At 62.4% G+C, this 16,690-nt stretch carries 17 protein-coding genes; all 17 read left to right on the top strand.

What is annotated here, in order from left to right; all coding sequences use genetic code 11:
- Positions 1–8: 8 nt before the first annotated feature.
- Positions 9–263 (top strand): acyl carrier protein, encoded by a 255-nt coding sequence (locus tag AABM55_RS02090; RefSeq protein ID WP_216742922.1) that lies wholly within the window; start codon positions 9–11, stop codon positions 261–263.
- Complete coding sequence (locus tag AABM55_RS02085) at positions 260–805, top strand: hypothetical protein (protein ID WP_054595265.1); 546 nt, start codon at positions 260–262, stop codon at positions 803–805. The genes AABM55_RS02090 and AABM55_RS02085 overlap by 4 nt, the downstream gene beginning before the upstream one ends.
- On the top strand, positions 802–2,481 hold the full coding sequence (locus AABM55_RS02080) for an AMP-binding protein (RefSeq protein WP_347928693.1): 1,680 nt from the start codon (positions 802–804) through the stop codon (positions 2,479–2,481). The genes AABM55_RS02085 and AABM55_RS02080 overlap by 4 nt, the downstream gene beginning before the upstream one ends.
- 179 nt (positions 2,482–2,660) lie before the next feature.
- On the top strand, positions 2,661–3,395 hold the full coding sequence (locus AABM55_RS02075; RefSeq protein ID WP_054595263.1) for a glycosyltransferase family 2 protein: 735 nt from the start codon (positions 2,661–2,663) through the stop codon (positions 3,393–3,395).
- A complete protein-coding gene (locus AABM55_RS02070; RefSeq protein WP_054595262.1) occupies positions 3,392–4,339 on the top strand; it encodes a glycosyl transferase in 948 nt (315 codons plus the stop codon). Before AABM55_RS02075 ends, AABM55_RS02070 begins: the two co-directional genes overlap by 4 nt.
- A complete protein-coding gene (locus AABM55_RS02065) occupies positions 4,320–5,864 on the top strand; it encodes an aromatic amino acid ammonia-lyase (RefSeq protein WP_347928692.1) in 1,545 nt (514 codons plus the stop codon). Before AABM55_RS02070 ends, AABM55_RS02065 begins: the two co-directional genes overlap by 20 nt.
- On the top strand, positions 5,857–6,282 hold the full coding sequence (locus AABM55_RS02060; protein WP_347928691.1) for an acyl-CoA thioesterase: 426 nt from the start codon (positions 5,857–5,859) through the stop codon (positions 6,280–6,282). Before AABM55_RS02065 ends, AABM55_RS02060 begins: the two co-directional genes overlap by 8 nt.
- A gap of 182 nt (positions 6,283–6,464) precedes the next feature.
- Entirely contained in the window at positions 6,465–7,049 is a 585-nt protein-coding gene (locus tag AABM55_RS02055) for an outer membrane lipoprotein carrier protein LolA (protein WP_347929987.1), read from the top strand.
- The gene (locus AABM55_RS02050) at positions 7,033–9,372 is read left to right on the top strand and encodes an MMPL family transporter (protein ID WP_347928690.1); all 2,340 of its coding nucleotides are present in this window, start codon (positions 7,033–7,035) and stop codon (positions 9,370–9,372) included. The genes AABM55_RS02055 and AABM55_RS02050 overlap by 17 nt, the downstream gene beginning before the upstream one ends.
- Positions 9,369–10,529, top strand: coding sequence for a sodium:proton antiporter (locus AABM55_RS02045; protein ID WP_347928689.1), 1,161 nt, complete (start codon positions 9,369–9,371; stop codon positions 10,527–10,529). Before AABM55_RS02050 ends, AABM55_RS02045 begins: the two co-directional genes overlap by 4 nt.
- Positions 10,516–11,763 carry an NAD(P)/FAD-dependent oxidoreductase gene (locus AABM55_RS02040; RefSeq protein WP_347928688.1) on the top strand — a complete coding sequence of 416 codons (1,248 nt, stop codon included), beginning with the start codon at positions 10,516–10,518 and terminating at the stop codon, positions 11,761–11,763. Before AABM55_RS02045 ends, AABM55_RS02040 begins: the two co-directional genes overlap by 14 nt.
- Positions 11,760–12,500, top strand: coding sequence for a class I SAM-dependent methyltransferase (locus AABM55_RS02035; protein ID WP_347928687.1), 741 nt, complete (start codon positions 11,760–11,762; stop codon positions 12,498–12,500). The genes AABM55_RS02040 and AABM55_RS02035 overlap by 4 nt, the downstream gene beginning before the upstream one ends.
- Complete coding sequence (locus tag AABM55_RS02030) at positions 12,500–12,985, top strand: DUF3261 domain-containing protein (RefSeq protein WP_123581977.1); 486 nt, start codon at positions 12,500–12,502, stop codon at positions 12,983–12,985. The genes AABM55_RS02035 and AABM55_RS02030 overlap by 1 nt, the downstream gene beginning before the upstream one ends.
- Positions 12,982–14,178 carry a beta-ketoacyl-[acyl-carrier-protein] synthase family protein gene (locus AABM55_RS02025; protein ID WP_347928686.1) on the top strand — a complete coding sequence of 399 codons (1,197 nt, stop codon included), beginning with the start codon at positions 12,982–12,984 and terminating at the stop codon, positions 14,176–14,178. Before AABM55_RS02030 ends, AABM55_RS02025 begins: the two co-directional genes overlap by 4 nt.
- Positions 14,175–14,654, top strand: a complete 480-nt coding sequence (locus AABM55_RS02020) for a hotdog family protein (RefSeq protein ID WP_103317142.1) — start codon at positions 14,175–14,177, stop codon at positions 14,652–14,654. The genes AABM55_RS02025 and AABM55_RS02020 overlap by 4 nt, the downstream gene beginning before the upstream one ends.
- On the top strand, positions 14,651–15,379 hold the full coding sequence (gene fabG, locus AABM55_RS02015) for a 3-oxoacyl-ACP reductase FabG (protein WP_054595253.1): 729 nt from the start codon (positions 14,651–14,653) through the stop codon (positions 15,377–15,379). The genes AABM55_RS02020 and fabG overlap by 4 nt, the downstream gene beginning before the upstream one ends.
- Positions 15,379–16,605 carry a beta-ketoacyl-ACP synthase gene (locus AABM55_RS02010; protein WP_103317137.1) on the top strand — a complete coding sequence of 409 codons (1,227 nt, stop codon included), beginning with the start codon at positions 15,379–15,381 and terminating at the stop codon, positions 16,603–16,605. The genes fabG and AABM55_RS02010 overlap by 1 nt, the downstream gene beginning before the upstream one ends.
- The last annotated feature ends 85 nt before the right edge of the window (positions 16,606–16,690 follow it).

The raw sequence follows: 16,690 nt of genomic DNA, 5'->3' as shown, positions 1-16,690 counted from the left end.
ACCGGACCATGCAAACTCGTGACGACATCTTCAACACCCTGCGTGATGCCCTGGTCGAACTCTTTGAGCTGGAACCCGAACGCGTGACCCTGGACGCCAACCTGTATCAGGACCTGGAAATCGACAGCATTGATGCCGTCGACCTGATCGATCACATCAAACGCCAGACCGGCAAGAAAATTGCCGCCGAAGAGTTCAAGTCGGTACGTACCGTCAGCGACGTGGTCGAGGCGGTCTACCGTCTGGTTCAACCGGCCGCATGAGCCGACTGATCGGCCTCGGCCTGCTGCTGGCGGGCCTGCTGTACCCCTTTGCGGTGTATTTCGGCATGGAACATTTTGCCCCGTGGCAGTTCGGTCTGTTGCTGGGCGGATTGTGGCTGGCCCGTGCGCTGCTGGGCGAGCGACGCCCCGGCAGCGTCTGGATGGCGGTGGTTGCCATTGCTTTTTGCCTGCTGCTGGCGCTGTTCGACAGCCCTGTGTTGCTGCGCTGGTACCCGGTGCTGATGAGCGGTTTCATGCTGGCGTTGTTTGGCCTGAGCCTGAAGTTCGGGCAACCGATGATCGAGCGGCTGGCGCGTTTGCGCGAACCGCATCTGCCGGACAAGGCCATTGTTTATACCCGCCAGGTGACGATCGCCTGGAGCGTGTTTTTCCTCTGTAACGGTTTGCTCGCCGCCGCCCTGACCCTTTGGGCGCCGCTGAGTTGGTGGATGTTGTACACCGGCCTGATCTCCTACGGGTTAATGGGTTTGCTGTTTGCCATTGAATGGCTCATACGACAACGGGTACGAGGCCACCCATGAATTGGATAAAACTTGAGCAACTGTTGCTCAAGGCACTACCTGCGCGCGCCGTCACGGCGGATCCGGCGCTCAATCACGCCGACCTGTGCGAGCAGGCCCTGCGCCTCGCCGCTGGCCTGCAAGCACAAGGTGTGACGCGTATTGCCGTGCACCTGGAAGATGCTGCGCAACTGGCGATTGCCCTGCTCGGCGCCTGGCGTGCCGGGGTCAGCGTGCTGCTGCCTGCCGATCTGCAACCCCAAACCCGTCTGCGCTGGTCGACGGCGGTCGATCTGTGGCTGACCGATCTGGCAGACGACGCACAGCTGACTGACTTCCAGCAGGCGCCGCTGGCTGCCGCCGAACTGGATCTCGATCACTGCCACCTGAGCCTGTGCACATCCGGCTCCAGCGGCGAACCCAAGCGCATCGAGAAAACCCTGCGGCAACTGGCCAATGAAGTTCAGGCGCTGGAGCACTTGTGGGGCGCGGACCTGGGCAACGCCTGCATCATCGGCAGCGTCGGCACCCAGCACATCTATGGATTGCTGTTTCGGGTGCTGTGGCCGCTGTGCGCCGGGCGTCCGTTCGTACGCCGGCAATTGGCGTTCCCGGAAGACCTGCAGCGCACCAGTCGCGAACATCCAGCCTTCGCCTGGGTTGCCAGCCCGGCGCTGCTCAAGCGCATGGGCGACAACCTCGATTGGCCGGCCTTGAGCGCAGTCCGCCGAGTGTTTTCTTCCGGTGGCGCGTTGCCGGCCGAGGCGGCGCAACGCTTGCACGCACGCCTGCAACAATGGCCGACGGAGATTCTCGGCAGCTCGGAAACCGGTGGCATTGCCTGGCGTCAGGGCGACGATCTCTGGCAACCCTTTGCCGATGTCGTGCTGAGTCAGGACAGTGACGGGGCCCTGCTCATCGCCTCGCCGTACTTGCCGGTCGACCACGTTGAACATACCGCCGACGCCGCGCACATCGCCGCCGACGGTCGTTTCGAACTGCTTGGACGGCTGGACCGGATCGTCAAGCTGGAAGAAAAACGTATCTCGCTGCCGATGCTGGAACAGGCGCTGATGGCTCACGACTGGGTCGCCGAAGCGCGCCTCGGCGTGGTTCAGGAGAACCGGGCCTCGCTGGGAGCCTTGCTGGTGCTGAGCGAACAGGGTCTGCACGCGTTGCGCAACCAAGGCCGGCGTACCCTGACCCAGGAACTGCGTCAGCACTTGAGTCAACATTGCGAAACCCTGGCCCTGCCGCGCCGCTGGCGCTTGTTGCGTCAACTGCCGCTGAACGCCCAGGGCAAACTGCCGCAAGCCGACGTTGAAGCCCTGCTGCTGGCGCCCCGTCCAAAGGCGCCGCATGTATTGGAACAGGTCGAAGCCGATGGCGAGTGGAGCCTGCAACTGGCGGTGCCGCCGGACCTTGCCTACTTCAGCGGCCACTTCCCGCAAACGCCTGTATTGCCGGGCGTGGTGCAAGTCGAATGGGCGCTGAACCTGGGTCGGCAGCTGATGGAGCTGCCGATAAAGTTTGCCGGCATGGAAGTGCTGAAGTTCCAGCAACTGGTGCGCCCCGGCGATGAAATCCAGCTGCATCTGCGCTTCGACCCATTGCGCAGCAAATTGTATTTCGCCTATCGCAATGAGACGGCTACCTGCTCCAGTGGACGAATTTTACTGGAGGCCGCAGATGTCTAAAGTTATGCATCTGTGGCGAGGGAGCTTGCTCCCGCGGGTCGGTCCGCGCTCGGGCGCAACAGCCCCAAAACCCTCCAATGCGGCCTGCCAGGTTTCGTCCGCAGGATTGATTGCGAGCGCTTCGCACTCGAACGGGAGCAAGCTCCCTCGCCACAATGAATCCGAGCAAGGGACAACACATGCATAACCCCTGCGCCGTGATCCCGGTCTACAACCACGAAGCCGCCGTCACCAACGTGGTCGACGCGCTGCTCGCCAACCATCTGCCGTGCATTCTGGTGGATGACGCCAGCAGTCCGGCCTGTGCCGCGGTACTGGAGCAACTGGCCCGGCGCGACCAGGTTTTCCTGATCAAACTCGCCGTCAATCAGGGCAAGGGCGGCGCGGTCATGAGCGGGTTTCGCGAAGCTTCGCGCCTGGGCTTCAGTCACGCCTTGCAGGTGGACGCCGATGGTCAGCACGACTTGAGTGACGTTCGGACCTTCATCGAGCAGTCACGCGCCCATCCCGACGCACTGATCTGCGGCTACCCGCTGTACGACGCCAGTGTGCCGAAGGGCCGTTTGTATGCCCGCTACCTGACGCACGTGATGGTCTGGATCAACACCCTTTCGTTGCAGATTCGCGACTCCATGTGCGGTTTTCGCCTCTACCCGTTGCCGCCGACGCTGGCGCTGATCAATTCGGTGAAGATCGGCAATCGCATGGACTTCGACACTGACATCATCGTGCGCCTGGCCTGGCGCAATCTGCCGATGCGCTGGCTGCACACCAAGGTTCACTACCCCCTGGATGGCGTCTCGCATTTTCGTCTGTTTCGCGACAATGTGCTGATTACGAGCATGCACACCCGCCTGTTCTTCGGCATGCTGTTACGGGCGCCGGTCATTCTTTGGCGACGGTGGCGAACATGAGCATCAATGCAGACAACGAGCACTGGGCCGATCACAAGGAACGCGGCAGTTTCTGGCTGATGAAATTCACCGCACTCTGCGCAAAAGTGCTCGGGCGTCGGCTGTTGAGCCCGCTGCTGTACGGCATCGTCTTGTACTTTTTCCTGTTCGGTCGCAGCGCCCGCCACAGCGCCTGGCAATACCAGCAGCACCTGGCCGACTGGAGCGGCCGCAGCGAATTGCGCCCGTCTCATTGGCGGGTGTTTGGCCAGTTCATGGCCTTCGCCGACTCCATGCTCGACAAGCTCGACGTGTGGAACGGCAAGTTGAGCATCGAACAGATCGAAATCATCGACCCGGCGCTGTTGCGCAATCAATTGCGCGGCTCACGCGGGCAGATGCTGGTGGGCGCTCACCTGGGCAATCTCGAAGTCTGCCGAGCCCTCGCCGAACTCGGTGAAAGGGTCACCATGAACGTGCTGGTGCACACCAAGCACGCCGAGCGTTTCAATCGCCTGCTGGGCGAAGCCGGCGCGACCAATCTGCGGCTGATCCAGGTCAGCGAACTGGACCCGGTGATCATGCTGCAACTGAGCCAGCGCCTGGAACGCGGCGAGTGGCTGGCGATTGCCGGCGACCGCGTACCGCTGCACGGCGGACGCAGCGTGACGGTGGACTTCCTCGGTCATCCGGCCGCGTTCCCCCAAGGTCCGTGGCTGCTGGCCGGCCTGTTGAAGTGCCCGGTCAATTTTCTGATGTGCCTGAAGAAACCAGCCGGTGACTATCGACTGATCATCGAGCCCTTCACCGATGCGGTGGTATGGAAGCGCAGCGACCGCGAGCAAGTGATTCACCACTGGGCCACGCGCTATGCCGAACGCCTCGGCCAGTGCTGCCTTGAAGCGCCCCAACAATGGTTCAACTTTTACCCATTCTGGAAGACCGATGACGACGCATCTGCTTGAGCCGGTAACCTTCGGCGAACTCCCTTTGCGCATCGAAGACGTGCTGGCCCTGGCCAACCGTCAGGCGCCCGTGCAACTGCAAAACGACAGCGAATACCGTGAACGCATCGCCAAGGGCGCGCGGTTTCTCGATTCGTTGCTGGACAAGGAAGGCGTGATCTACGGCGTGACCACCGGTTACGGCGATTCCTGCGTGGTCGCGGTGCCGCTGCATCATGTCGAAGCGCTGCCGCGTCATCTGTACACCTTTCACGGTTGCGGCCTGGGTAAACTGCTCGACGCCCAGGCGACCCGCGCGGTGCTTGCGGCGCGTTTGCAGTCGCTGTGCCACGGCGTGTCCGGGGTTCGCATCGAGCTGCTGGAGCGCCTGCACGCCTTCCTCGAACACGACATTCTGCCGCTGATCCCGGAAGAGGGTTCGGTGGGTGCCAGCGGCGATTTGACACCGCTGTCATACGTCGCCGCGACCTTGTCCGGCGAGCGCGAAGTGCTGTTCAAGGGCGAGCGCCGGCAGGCTGCCGACGTCCATCGCGAACTCGGCTGGGAGCCGCTGGTGCTGCGGCCCAAGGAAGCGCTGGCGCTGATGAACGGCACGGCGGTAATGACCGGCCTCGCCTGCCTGGCTTACGCCCGTGCCGACTACCTGCTGCAACTGGCGACGCGCATCACTGCGCTGAACGTGGTTGCCCTGCAAGGTAACCCGGAGCACTTCGACGAGCGCCTGTTCGCCACCAAGCCGCACCCGGGCCAGATGCAAGTGGCCGCGTGGTTGCGCAAGGATCTGGCAATCGACGCCCCGACCGCGCCGCTGCATCGTCTGCAAGACCGCTATTCGCTGCGTTGCGCGCCGCATGTGCTCGGCGTGTTGGCCGACAGCCTGAACTGGCTGCGTTCGTTCATCGAGATCGAACTCAACAGCGCCAACGACAACCCGATCATCGACGCCGAAGCCGAACGCGTGCTGCACGGCGGGCACTTCTACGGCGGGCACATTGCCTTCGCCATGGACAGCCTGAAAAACCTCGTCGCCAACGTTGCCGACCTGCTCGACCGTCAGCTCGCGCTGCTGGTGGACGAACGCTACAACCACGGTTTGCCGAGCAACCTGTCGGGCGCCAGCGCCGAGCGCGCGATGCTCAACCACGGCTTTAAAGCGGTGCAGATCGGCACCAGCGCCTGGACCGCCGAAGCGTTGAAAAACACCATGCCGGCCAGCGTGTTCTCACGCTCCACCGAATGCCACAACCAGGACAAAGTGAGCATGGGCACCATCGCTGCCCGCGATGCGATCCGCGTGCTGGAGCTGACCGAACAGGTTGCCGCCGCGACGCTGTTGGCGGCCAATCAAGGGGTCTGGTTGCGCAGCCAGGCAGAAGATGCCCGGCCATTGCCGCCGGCGCTGGCGGCGATGCACACAGAGCTCGCCAAGGACTTCGCGCCGGTCATTGAAGACCGCGCCCTGGAAGGTGAATTGCGCCTGTGTCTGCAACGCATCGCCGAACAACACTGGAGGCTGCATGCGTAGCAAGGGAGTGCTTCACGCCGATACGCAAATCCTCGTGCCGTTCTTCGACGTCGATTCGATGAACGTGGTCTGGCACGGCCATTACGTGAAGTACCTGGAAGTCGCCCGCTGCGCCCTGCTCGACCAGCTCGGCCACAACTACACCGCCATGCAGGAATCCGGCTACGCGTGGCCGGTGATCGACCTGCAACTGCGTTATGTGCGCGGCGCGGTGTTCGGCCAGATGCTCAACGTCCGCGCCAGTCTGGTGGAATGGGAAAATCGCCTGAAGATCAGCTACCTGATCAGCGACCTCGCCACCGGTGAACGCCTGACCCGCGCAAGCTCGGTGCAGGTTGCCGTGCACGTCGCCAGCCGCGAGATGCAACTGGCGTCGCCCAAGGTGTTTACCGATGCGGTCGAGAGGATGTTGCCATGACCTTTAGCACCAATCGACTTGATGACTGCCCTGTGGCGAGGGAGCTTGCTCCCGCTCGGGCGCGCAGCACCCGTAAATCTGACGACTCGATCCCCCCGATGAAATGCCGTCGTCTGGGTTGGGGATTGCTGCGCACTCCAGCGGGAGCAAGCGCCCTCGCCACACGCTGCGGCTACAAGGTTGTGGTGATACTGATAGCGCTGCTCGGTTTTTCATCGCTGGCTAACGCCTTCGACCTGCAACAGCTGAGCGATCAACTGGCCAAACCCAGCGTGATCCACGGCAGTTTCATTCAGGAAAAACACCTGCGTGCCCTGCCGCAACCACTGACCAGCAAGGGCTCGTTCGTACTGGCCAAGGATCACGGTTTGCTGTGGCTGCTCAAGACGCCGCTGCAACAGGATTACCGGATCAGCACCAAGGGCATCGCGCGGCGTGACAGCAGTGGCTGGCAAATGCTGCCGGGCAAAAGTGCCGGCGCCGAGCAGAACCGCATCTTCCTCGCGGTACTGCAAGGCGACAGCAGCGGGCTGCAACGGGATTTCGAGCTGTCGCTGAGCGGCGAAGCACACAACTGGAAACTCACACTGACCCCGCGTTCGATGCTGCTCAAGCAAGTGTTCAATCAGATCAACATCGACGGAGGTGAACTGGTGCAGCGCATCGAGTTGCTGGAAACCCAGGGCGACAGCACCGTTTTGCGCATGCAGGACACCACCAGCGCCACCCCATTGAGCGATGCGGAGCAACATGACTTTGCCGAGTGAACGGAGGCTTCCACGGCTATTTCTGACCCTGCTGCTGGCGGTGCTCGCACTCGCCGGTTGGCAATGGCACGACGGCGCACCGCTGTCGGCCAACCTGATGGATCTGGTACCGGGCACCGCGCCGGATGCGCTGGAGCTCAAGGCCGAACAGCGCATGCAAGAACCGCTGAACCGCGAAATGCTGGTGCTGGTCGGCCACACTAATCGCGAGCAAGCAATCGCTATGACGCAGAAGCTCGGCGAACAATGGCTGGCCAGTGGACTGTTCGAGAAAGTCCAATGGAACCTGCAAGCCGACTTGCCTGCGTTGCGCGCACAGCTGTTGCAAGGTCGGTTGGCGATGCTCTCGGCAGCCGATCGGCAACAACTGATCGAACAACCGCAAGCGTTCATCCAGCAGCGCGTACAAGCGCTGTTCGACCCCTTTACCGGTTTCAGCCTGGTGCCGAGCCAGGACGACTGGCTGGGCCTGACCGGACGCATTCAAAACAGCCAGCCGCAGCATGGTTCAGTGCAACTGGACATTGGCAGCGGCACATTGGTCGCTGATGCTGACGGCAAAAGCTGGGTCATGCTGCGAGCCCGCACCAGCGGTAACGCGTTCGACATGCAGCTGCCGCTGAAGGTCGCCGAGCTGCTCAAGCACAGCCGCGAAGAAGCGGCGCAGGCCGACGTGCAACTACTCGCCGCCAGTGGCCTGCTGTACGCCGCCAACGGTCAACAGCAAGCGACCCGCGAAATTACCTGGGTCGGCGGTGGTGCAACCGTCGGCATCCTGTTGCTGTTGTTGCTGGCGTTCCGCAGATTTCGCGTGCTGCTGGCCTTCATCCCTGTATTGGTCGGCATGCTGTTTGGTGCGGTGGCCTGCGTCGCACTGTTTGGTCATATGCACGTGATGACCCTGGTGCTGGGATCGAGCCTGATCGGCGTCGCCGTCGACTACCCGCTGCATTACCTGTCCAAGAGCTGGAGCCTGAAACCCTGGCACAGCTGGCCCGCACTGCGCCTGACCTTGCCGGGGCTGACCCTGAGCCTGGCCACCAGTTGCATCGGTTATCTGGCACTGGCCTGGACACCGTTCCCGGCGCTGACCCAGATTGCCGTGTTCTCTGCCGCCGGTCTGCTTGGCGCCTACCTGTCGGCGGTGTGCTTGTTGCCGGCGCTGCTCAAGGGCACGGACCTGCGACCCGCGCAGTGGCCGCTGCGGGTGGCCGAGTTCTTGGTGAACGTGCGTGCAGCGCTGCTCAAACGCGTACGCAGTTCGGTCCTGCTGGTGTTGGTCCTGGCCTTCTGTGCGGGCGGCCTGTGGCACCTGACCACGAAAAACGACATCCGTCAGTGGGTCAGTGCGCCGCCGCAATTGATGAACGAAGCGCAGACCATTGCGCGGATCACCGGCTATCAACCCACCAGCCAGTTCTTCCTGGTGCGCGCGGCCAACCAGCAGCAATTGCTCGAGCGCCAGAAAGCCCTCAGCGACCGCCTGGATCAGTTGGTCAATCTGGACAAGCTCAAAGGCTACCTGGCGCTGAGCCAACTGGTCAGCCTGCCTTCCGAGCAGCAACAGGTTCGCGAAGCGCTGAATAAACTCCCGGCATTCTGGCAGCCGTTGCTCGACCTCGGCATCCCGGCCACCGCACTGCAAACCGAACTGACGCAGTTGCAGGCCTTGCCGGTCGAAGACATCGACGCAGCGCTGGTCGGACCGTTGGCCGAGCCGTGGCGCCCACTGTGGCTGGGCACCTCGGATGGCGGCGTGGCGGCGATGGTCAGCTTGCAAGGCTTGAACGATACCGCGCTGCTGCGGGTGCAAGCACTGGATTTGCCGGGTGTGCAGTTGGTGGATCGTCTGGACGACCTGAACAAGGTCTTCGCCGCCACCCAGATCAGCGCGGCTGAACTGAAACTGATGTCCTGCGCATTGATCGTGTTGCTGCTGATTCTGCCCTTCGGTTTTGGCGGCGCCCTGCGGCTCGTCGCGCTACCATTACTGGCGGCCCTGTGCAGCCTGGCCAGCCTCGGTTGGCTGGGGCAGCCGCTGACGCTGTTCAGCGTGTTCGGGTTGCTGCTGGTGACAGCGATCAGTGTCGATTACGCGATCCTCATGCGCGAGCAGATCGGCGGGGCCGCCGTGAGCCTGTTGGGCACGCTGCTGGCGGCGGCGACCACGTGGCTGTCGTTTGGTCTGCTGGCGATTTCCAGCACCCCGGCGGTGAGCAACTTCGGTCTTTCGGTGAGCCTCGGGCTGGCCTTCAGCTTCATCCTTGCGCCGTGGGCCAAACCTTCGGCGCATGCCGCGCCCGTCGTAGAGCCGGCAGCATGATGACCGTGCTGTTCTGGCTGCTGGCCTTGGCGCTGTTCGCCGTAGCGACGCGCGTTGGGCGTCATTTTGGCTTGATCCCGATTGTCAGCCAGTTGCTGCTGGCGACCTTCGGCCTGCCGCTGCTGATGTATTTCTGGATTGAACCGTACTGGCAGTTGAGCGGCGCCGAACTGGTCTCGCCGGGCTGGCTGAAAAACCTCTACAGCCTGAGTTTCGCGCTGTTGCTGGGGCATATCCTCAGCGACGTGATCGACCTGAAGCTGGACCGTCAGAGCCTGAAAATCGCCTTGCCGAGTTTCGGCATTCCGTTCGCCTGTGGTCTGGCGACAGCGATTTGGTTGCTGCCGGATCAGCCATGGTTGAGCTCACTGGCGGTCGGCCTGTTGTTCGCGATCACGGCGATTCCGGTGCTGTATCTGTACCTGCGGCACATCAACTATCCACCGGCCGCGACCCGCCGACTGGTGCAAACCGCCATCCTCATCGACCTGACTTGCTGGAGCCTGTTCGCTTTCGCCCAAGGCAGCCTGGACCTGAGCAGCCTGTTGCTGCCGCTGGCCGGCGCCTGCCTGCCGTTGCTGCTGCGTGTGCTCGGGTTGCGTCAGCCGCTGCTGCACAGCCTGGGCTTCTTTGCGCTGCTGGTGGTGGCGGAACACTTCAAACTCAATGCGCTGATTTTCGGCATCGGTTATCTGTTGTGCATGGCTGCACTCAAACTACCGCTGGTGCTACCGTTATCGGCAGCCTGGATGAGTCGCTTGCAGAACAGCATCGCAATCCCGCTGATCCTGACCTTCGGCATTGTGCAGATCAACGTGCACAGCGCCATGGACAGCCTCAGCTGGATGCAGCTCGGTGCGCTGCTGGTGTTTCCTATCGCCAGCAAACTGCTGGGTAACTGGCTCGGCCTCGGTTGGGCCGGAACATCGTTTGTCGGCGCCAACCGTTGGCGCGAAAGTCTGCTGTTGAACATTCGCGGCTTGAGCGAGATCGTCTTTCTCAATCTGCTGCTGCAACAACAGCTGATCAGTCCCGCGCTGTATTTCGCGCTGATGCTGATGGGTTTGATCGCAACACTGCTGCCGGCACTCGCCGGCGTGCACCGAATCCCCTCACCGCTCGCCGCCCCGGCCAGGAGCTCCAGTGCCAACAGTTGATACGGAACGTCGCCAGGTCATCGTCATCGGTGCCGGCCCATCGGGCGCCATCGCCGCCGCGCTGCTCAAGCGTAACGGCCATGACGTGCTGATCATTGAACGTCAGCACTTCCCGCGGTTTTCGATCGGCGAAAGCCTGCTCTCGCACTGCCTGGATTTCGTCGAAGAAGCCGGCATGCTCGAAGCGGTACAAGCCGCCGGCTTCCAGCTGAAAAACGGCGCAGCGTTCGCCTGGGGCGAGCGCTACAGCACGTTCGATTTCGGCGACACCTTCAGTAACGGCAAGCCGACCACCTTTCAGGTCCAGCGCGCTGATTTCGACAAACTGCTGGCCGATCAGGCAGCGCTGCAAGGGGTGGAAATCCGTTACGGCGAGACGATCATCAGTGCCAACTTCGAGCGGGCGAAACCCCAGCTCAGTGCTCGCCGTGAAGACGGCAGCGAATACCATCTCGAAGCAGATTTCGTGCTCGATGCCAGCGGCTACGGCCGCGTCTTGCCGCGCCTGCTCGACCTTGAAGCACCGTCGAACTTCCCCCTGCGCCAGGCCGTGTTCACCCACATCGAAGACCACATCGACGGCCCGCACTTCGACCGTGAAAAGATCCTCATCACCACCCACCCGACCCAGCGCGACATCTGGTTCTGGACCATCCCGTTCAGCCAGGGTCGCTGCTCGGTGGGCGTGGTTGCTGCAGCCGAACACTTCGACGGCCGCGGCGACGATCTCGACGAATGCCTGCGTGGCTTCATCGCCGAAACCCCGAGCTTGGCCAAGGTGCTGAAAAACGCCCATTGGGACACGCCCACGCGGACCATCGGCGGCTACTCGGCCAACGTCAAAACCTTGCACGGCCCGGGCTTCGCCTTGCTCGGCAACGCCGCAGAATTCCTTGATCCGGTGTTTTCCTCCGGCGTGACCATCGCCATGCGTTCGGCGAGCATGGCCGCCGGCGTTCTGCATCGCCAACTGCAAGGCGAAACCGTGGACTGGCAACGCGAATTTGCCGTGCCACTGAAGCGAGGTGTCGACACCTTCCGCTGCTACGTCGAAGGCTGGTATGCCGGGACCTTCCAGGATGTGATCTACCATCCTGGCAGCGCTCCGGAGATCCGCCGCATGATCAGCGCGATCCTCGCCGGTTACGCCTGGGACGAACGCAATCCGTTCGTCAGCGAACCCAAGCGCCGGTTGCGCATGCTCTCGGAAATTTGTGCGAGTGATGCAACGTGAGTGACACCGAACAACACTATCTCAGCGACAGTTACGTCGAAGAAACCCGCTTCGGGTTCTGGTTCCTGCGCAGCTTCACCTGGCAGCACCACGTGCTGCGGGTGGCAATCAACGACCTGCGCAGCTTGTTCAGCGAAGCACTGCCCAGCCATCCGGTACTGCTGGATGCCGGTTGCGGTCAGGGCAAGTCGTTCCAGTACCTGTATCAGGTGTTTGCCCCGCAACGGCTGATCGGCCTCGACGCCGACCCACACAGCCTGATGCTCAGCGGCGAAGAGGCACAGCGCCAGAACATCGATGTCGAACTGATCGGGAGCGATTGCGCGACCCTCAAGCTGCCGGACGCCAGCGTCGATTTGCTGTTCTGCCACCAGACCTTCCACCACCTCGTGGAACAGGAGCAAGCCCTCGCCGAGTTCTATCGGGTGCTCAAGCCGGGCGGCTATCTGATGTTTGCCGAGTCCACCGAAGCCTACATCGACACCTGGGTGATTCGCTGGTTGTTCCGCCACCCGATGCACGTGCAAAAGAGCGCCGACGGGTATTTGCAGATGATTCGCCGGCAGGGTTTTGAATTCGGCCCGCAAAACGTGTCCTACCCTTATCTGTGGTGGAGTCGCGCGAAGGACTTCGGTCTGCTCGAACGCTTTGGACTGCGCCGCCCAAAACCGGTTGGCCAACGGGAAGAAACCCTGGTCAACGTGGTTGCCCGTAAACCGCTCGAAGGTAAGCACTAATGATTCGCCTCCTGCTCGTGTGCTGTGCCTTGCTGCTGAGCGCTTGCGCCAGCCAGCCGCCGCTGCCCGAGCGCAACCCGACACTGGCTTTGCCGCTGCAATTGCATGTCGAGCGGCAACGGGCCGATCAGCGCCAGGACTGGTTGCTGGTGATCCAGCGCGAAGGTGCCGGTATTCGCTGGTCGCTGATGGACCCATTGGGCATTCCTGTGGCTCGCCAGCGCCTGATCGACAACCAGTGGCAGGCCGACGGCTTGCTGCCGCCCAACCCGGAAGCGCGCCAGTTGTTTGCGGCGTTGTTGTTCGCCCTGACACCGGAGGCCGAGTTGCTCAATAATTATCCTGCTGCCCGGCGTCATGCCGCTTTACGCTCGCTGACACCGCATTGGCAGGTGCTGTATCGAACCCCGTCGGACTTCGTGCTGACGCTGCCCGAACAGCTGAATTATCACGTTACCCCGCTGACCGCCGAGACCGCACCATGACGGCCTACCTGAACGCCCTCGGGCTGATCTGCAGCCTGGGCCATAACAAACACGAAGTGGCCCGCAAGCTGTTTGCCGGCGACTGCTCGGGGATCCGTGTCGAGGCCGGCTGGGTGCCTGAGCGTTCGCTGCCGGTGGCGGCGGTACACGGTGAGTTGCCCGCGATCCCGGCGGCGTTGAACCAGCACAACACCCGCAACAATCAGTTGCTGCTGGACGCCGCGCTGCAAATCCGCGAAGACATCGAACAGGCCATTCAAACCTATGGCCGTGGACGCATCGGCATCGTCCTGGGCACCAGCACCTCGGGCATCGACGAAGCCAGTCGCGGGATTGCCCAGTACATCCGCGACGGTCAGTTCCCGCCTGGCTACGACTACCAGCAACAGGAACTCGGCGCCCCGGCGAACTTCCTCGCCGACTGGCTGCAACTGAGCGGTCCGGCCTACGTGATCTCCACGGCCTGCACCTCCAGCGCCCGCGCCTTGTTGAGTGCCCAGCGCTTGCTCGACCTTGGAGTGTGTGATGCCGTGCTGTGCGGCGGCGTCGACAGTCTGTGCAAACTGACCCTAAACGGTTTCTCGGCGCTGGATGCGGTGTCCGAGCAGCGCTGCAATCCGTTCTCGGTCAATCGCAACGGCATCAACATAGGCGAAGCGGCGGTACTTTTCCTGATGAGCAAACACCTCGGCAGCAGCCAACCGATTGCCCTGCTGGGCAGCGGTGCCAGCTCCGACGCGCACCATATTTCCGCCCCGGAACCGAGCGGGCGCGGTGCCCTGCAAGCGATGAACAAGGCCCTGCGCAGCGCCGGTTTAGTGCCTGAGCGGATCAACTACCTGAACCTGCACGGCACGGCCACCCAACACAACGACGCCATGGAAAGCCTGGCGGTCAACAGCCTGTTCCCGGCGGGCGTGCCCTGCTCTTCAACCAAACCCATGACCGGCCACACCCTTGGCGCGGCCGGGGCGCTGGAAGCGGCGTTCTGCTGGTTGAGCCTGAGCCGCGAAAATACCCGACACGCATTGCCACCGCAGATCTGGGACGGCCAGCCCGACCCGCAGCTGCCAGCGCTGAGTTTTGTGACCGCTGCTGATCGCCTGGAACAACGTACTGCACGTTGCCTGATGAGTAACTCCTTTGCCTTTGGTGGCAACAACGTCAGCCTGATTATCGGAGACGCCCAATGATTGATTGGCCTCTCGCCGAACTGCTGCCCCACGCGGGTGACATGATCCTTATCGATCACGTGCTGTCGTTCGACGAAGAACAGATTCACACCCGCCTCACCGTCAAGCCCGGTGGCCTGTTCAACCAGCCCGACGGTAGTTTGCCGGCCTGGGTCGGTATCGAGCTGATGGCGCAAAGCGTGGCAGCGTACGCCGGCTGTCGCGCACGCGAGCGAGGCAATCCGGTTGAGCTTGGATTCCTGCTCGGTACGCGTAAATTTGAATGTAATGTGGAACACTTCCCGGTTGGCAGCGAACTGACGATCCACGCCCTGCGCTCGCTCGAAGACGACAACGGCATGGGCGTTTTCGAATGCCACCTGACGGCACCCGGCATTCATGCCACGGCCCGTCTGAATGTGTTCTGCCCACCTCAGTCGGCTCACTACCTACATGAATCCCACTCTTCTACTAGCACTACTGGAGTCCAGTCTTGACTGAATCCGTACTGGTCACCGGTTCCAGCCGTGGCATCGGCCGCGCCATCGCACTACGCCTGGCCCAGGCCGGCTTTGATCTGGTGCTGCATTGCCGTAGCGGTCGCAGCGACGCCGAAGCCGTTCAGGCCGAAATCGAAGCATTGGGCCGCCGTGCGCGCATCCTGCAATTCGACGTGTCGGATCGCGCCAGCTGCAAAGCACATCTGGAAGCCGACGTGGAAACCCACGGCGCCTATTACGGCGTGGTGCTCAACGCCGGCCTGACCCGCGACGGTGCCTTCCCGGCCCTGAGCGAGGACGACTGGGATGTGGTGATGCGCACCAACCTCGACGGTTTTTATAACGTGTTGCACCCGGTGATGATGCCGATGATTCGCCGTCGCGCCGCCGGGCGGATCGTGTGCATCACCTCGGTTTCCGGGTTGATCGGCAACCGTGGGCAGGTCAACTACAGCGCCTCCAAGGCCGGGCTGATCGGCGCCGCCAAGGCCCTGGCGATCGAACTGGGCAAACGCAAGATCACCGTCAACTGCGTCGCGCCGGGGCTGATCGACACGGCGATGCTCGACGAAAACGTCCCCGTGGAAGAGCTGCTGAAAATGATTCCCGCACAACGCATGGGCACCCCTGAAGAGGTGGCCGGCGCGGTGAACTTCCTGATGTCCGCCGAAGCGGGCTATATCACCCGGCAGGTGCTGGCCGTCAACGGAGGCCTGTGCTGATGAAACGTGTCGTCGTCACCGGCATGGCCGGCATCACCTCGTTGGGCAGCGACTGGGAGACCATTCGCGCTAACTTCAAGGCCAATCGCAGTGGCATCCGCCGCATGGACGAGTGGGATCGTTTCATCGAACTGAACACGCGCCTGGCCGGTCCCATCGATGATTTCACCGTCCCGAGCCACTGGACCCGCAAGCAATTGCGCAGCATGGGCCGGGTTTCCCGGCTGGCGGTCGGCGCGGCAGAACAGGCGCTGGCCGATGCCGGCCTGCTCGGTGACGAGTCGATCAAGGACGGCCGCATGGGCGTGTCCTGCGGCTCATCCACCGGCAGCACCGAGGAGATAAAAGCCTTCGGCAAGATGCTGCTCAATTCGGTGGCTGAAGGTTTGAACGCCAACTCTTACGTGCGGATGATGCCGCACACCACGGCGGCCAATATCAGCATTTTCTTTGGCCTCACCGGGCGCTTGATCCCGACCTCCAGCGCCTGCACCAGTGGCAGCCAGGGCATCGGTTATGCCTACGAGGCGATCAAGTTCGGCCGCCTGCCGCTGATGCTCGCCGGCGGCGCCGAAGAGCTGTGCCCGACCGAAGCCATGGTGTTCGACGCGCTCTACGCAACCAGCCTGAAAAACGACGCCCCGAAAACCAGCCCCCGGCCTTACGACAGTGCACGCGATGGCCTGGTGATCGGTGAAGGCGGCGGCATGCTGGTACTCGAAGAACTCGAACACGCGCTGGCCCGCGGTGCGCACATTTACGCCGAAATCGTTGGTTTTGGCAGCAACGCCGACGGCCAGCACGCGACCCGCCCGGAACAAACCACCATGCGTCGAGCCATGGAGCTGGCACTGGAAGACGCAGGTCTGGAACCCTCGGCCATCGGCTACGTGAACGGTCACGGCACCGCCACCGAGCAAGGCGACATCGCGGAAACCCTGGCCACCAACAGCCTGTTCGGCAGCCACATGCCAATCAGCTCGCAGAAGAGTTTTCTCGGTCACACCCTTGGCGCCTGCGGTGCATTGGAGTCCTGGTTCAGCATCGAAATGATGAACAGTGACGAGTACGTGCACACCTTCAACCTCGACGACATCGATCCACGCTGCGGCGAACTGGACTACCTGCGCGGCGAGTTCCGTGAGATGAGCTGCCAGTACGTGATGAACAACAACTTTGCCTTTGGTGGGGTTAATACGTCGCTGATCTTTCGGCGTTGGTCGTAACTTAAAACTTCAAGGTCAAGAAGCCCCCGATACCAAGACCTATAAATGTCACGCCGAGGCGAACATGGACGGGATTGCGTTGAGG

Origin of the sequence: Pseudomonas helvetica, from assembly GCF_039908645.1 — a bacterium.
Lineage (GTDB): Bacteria > Pseudomonadota > Gammaproteobacteria > Pseudomonadales > Pseudomonadaceae > Aquipseudomonas > Aquipseudomonas helvetica.
This window is presented reverse-complemented; position numbering and strand designations above follow the sequence as displayed.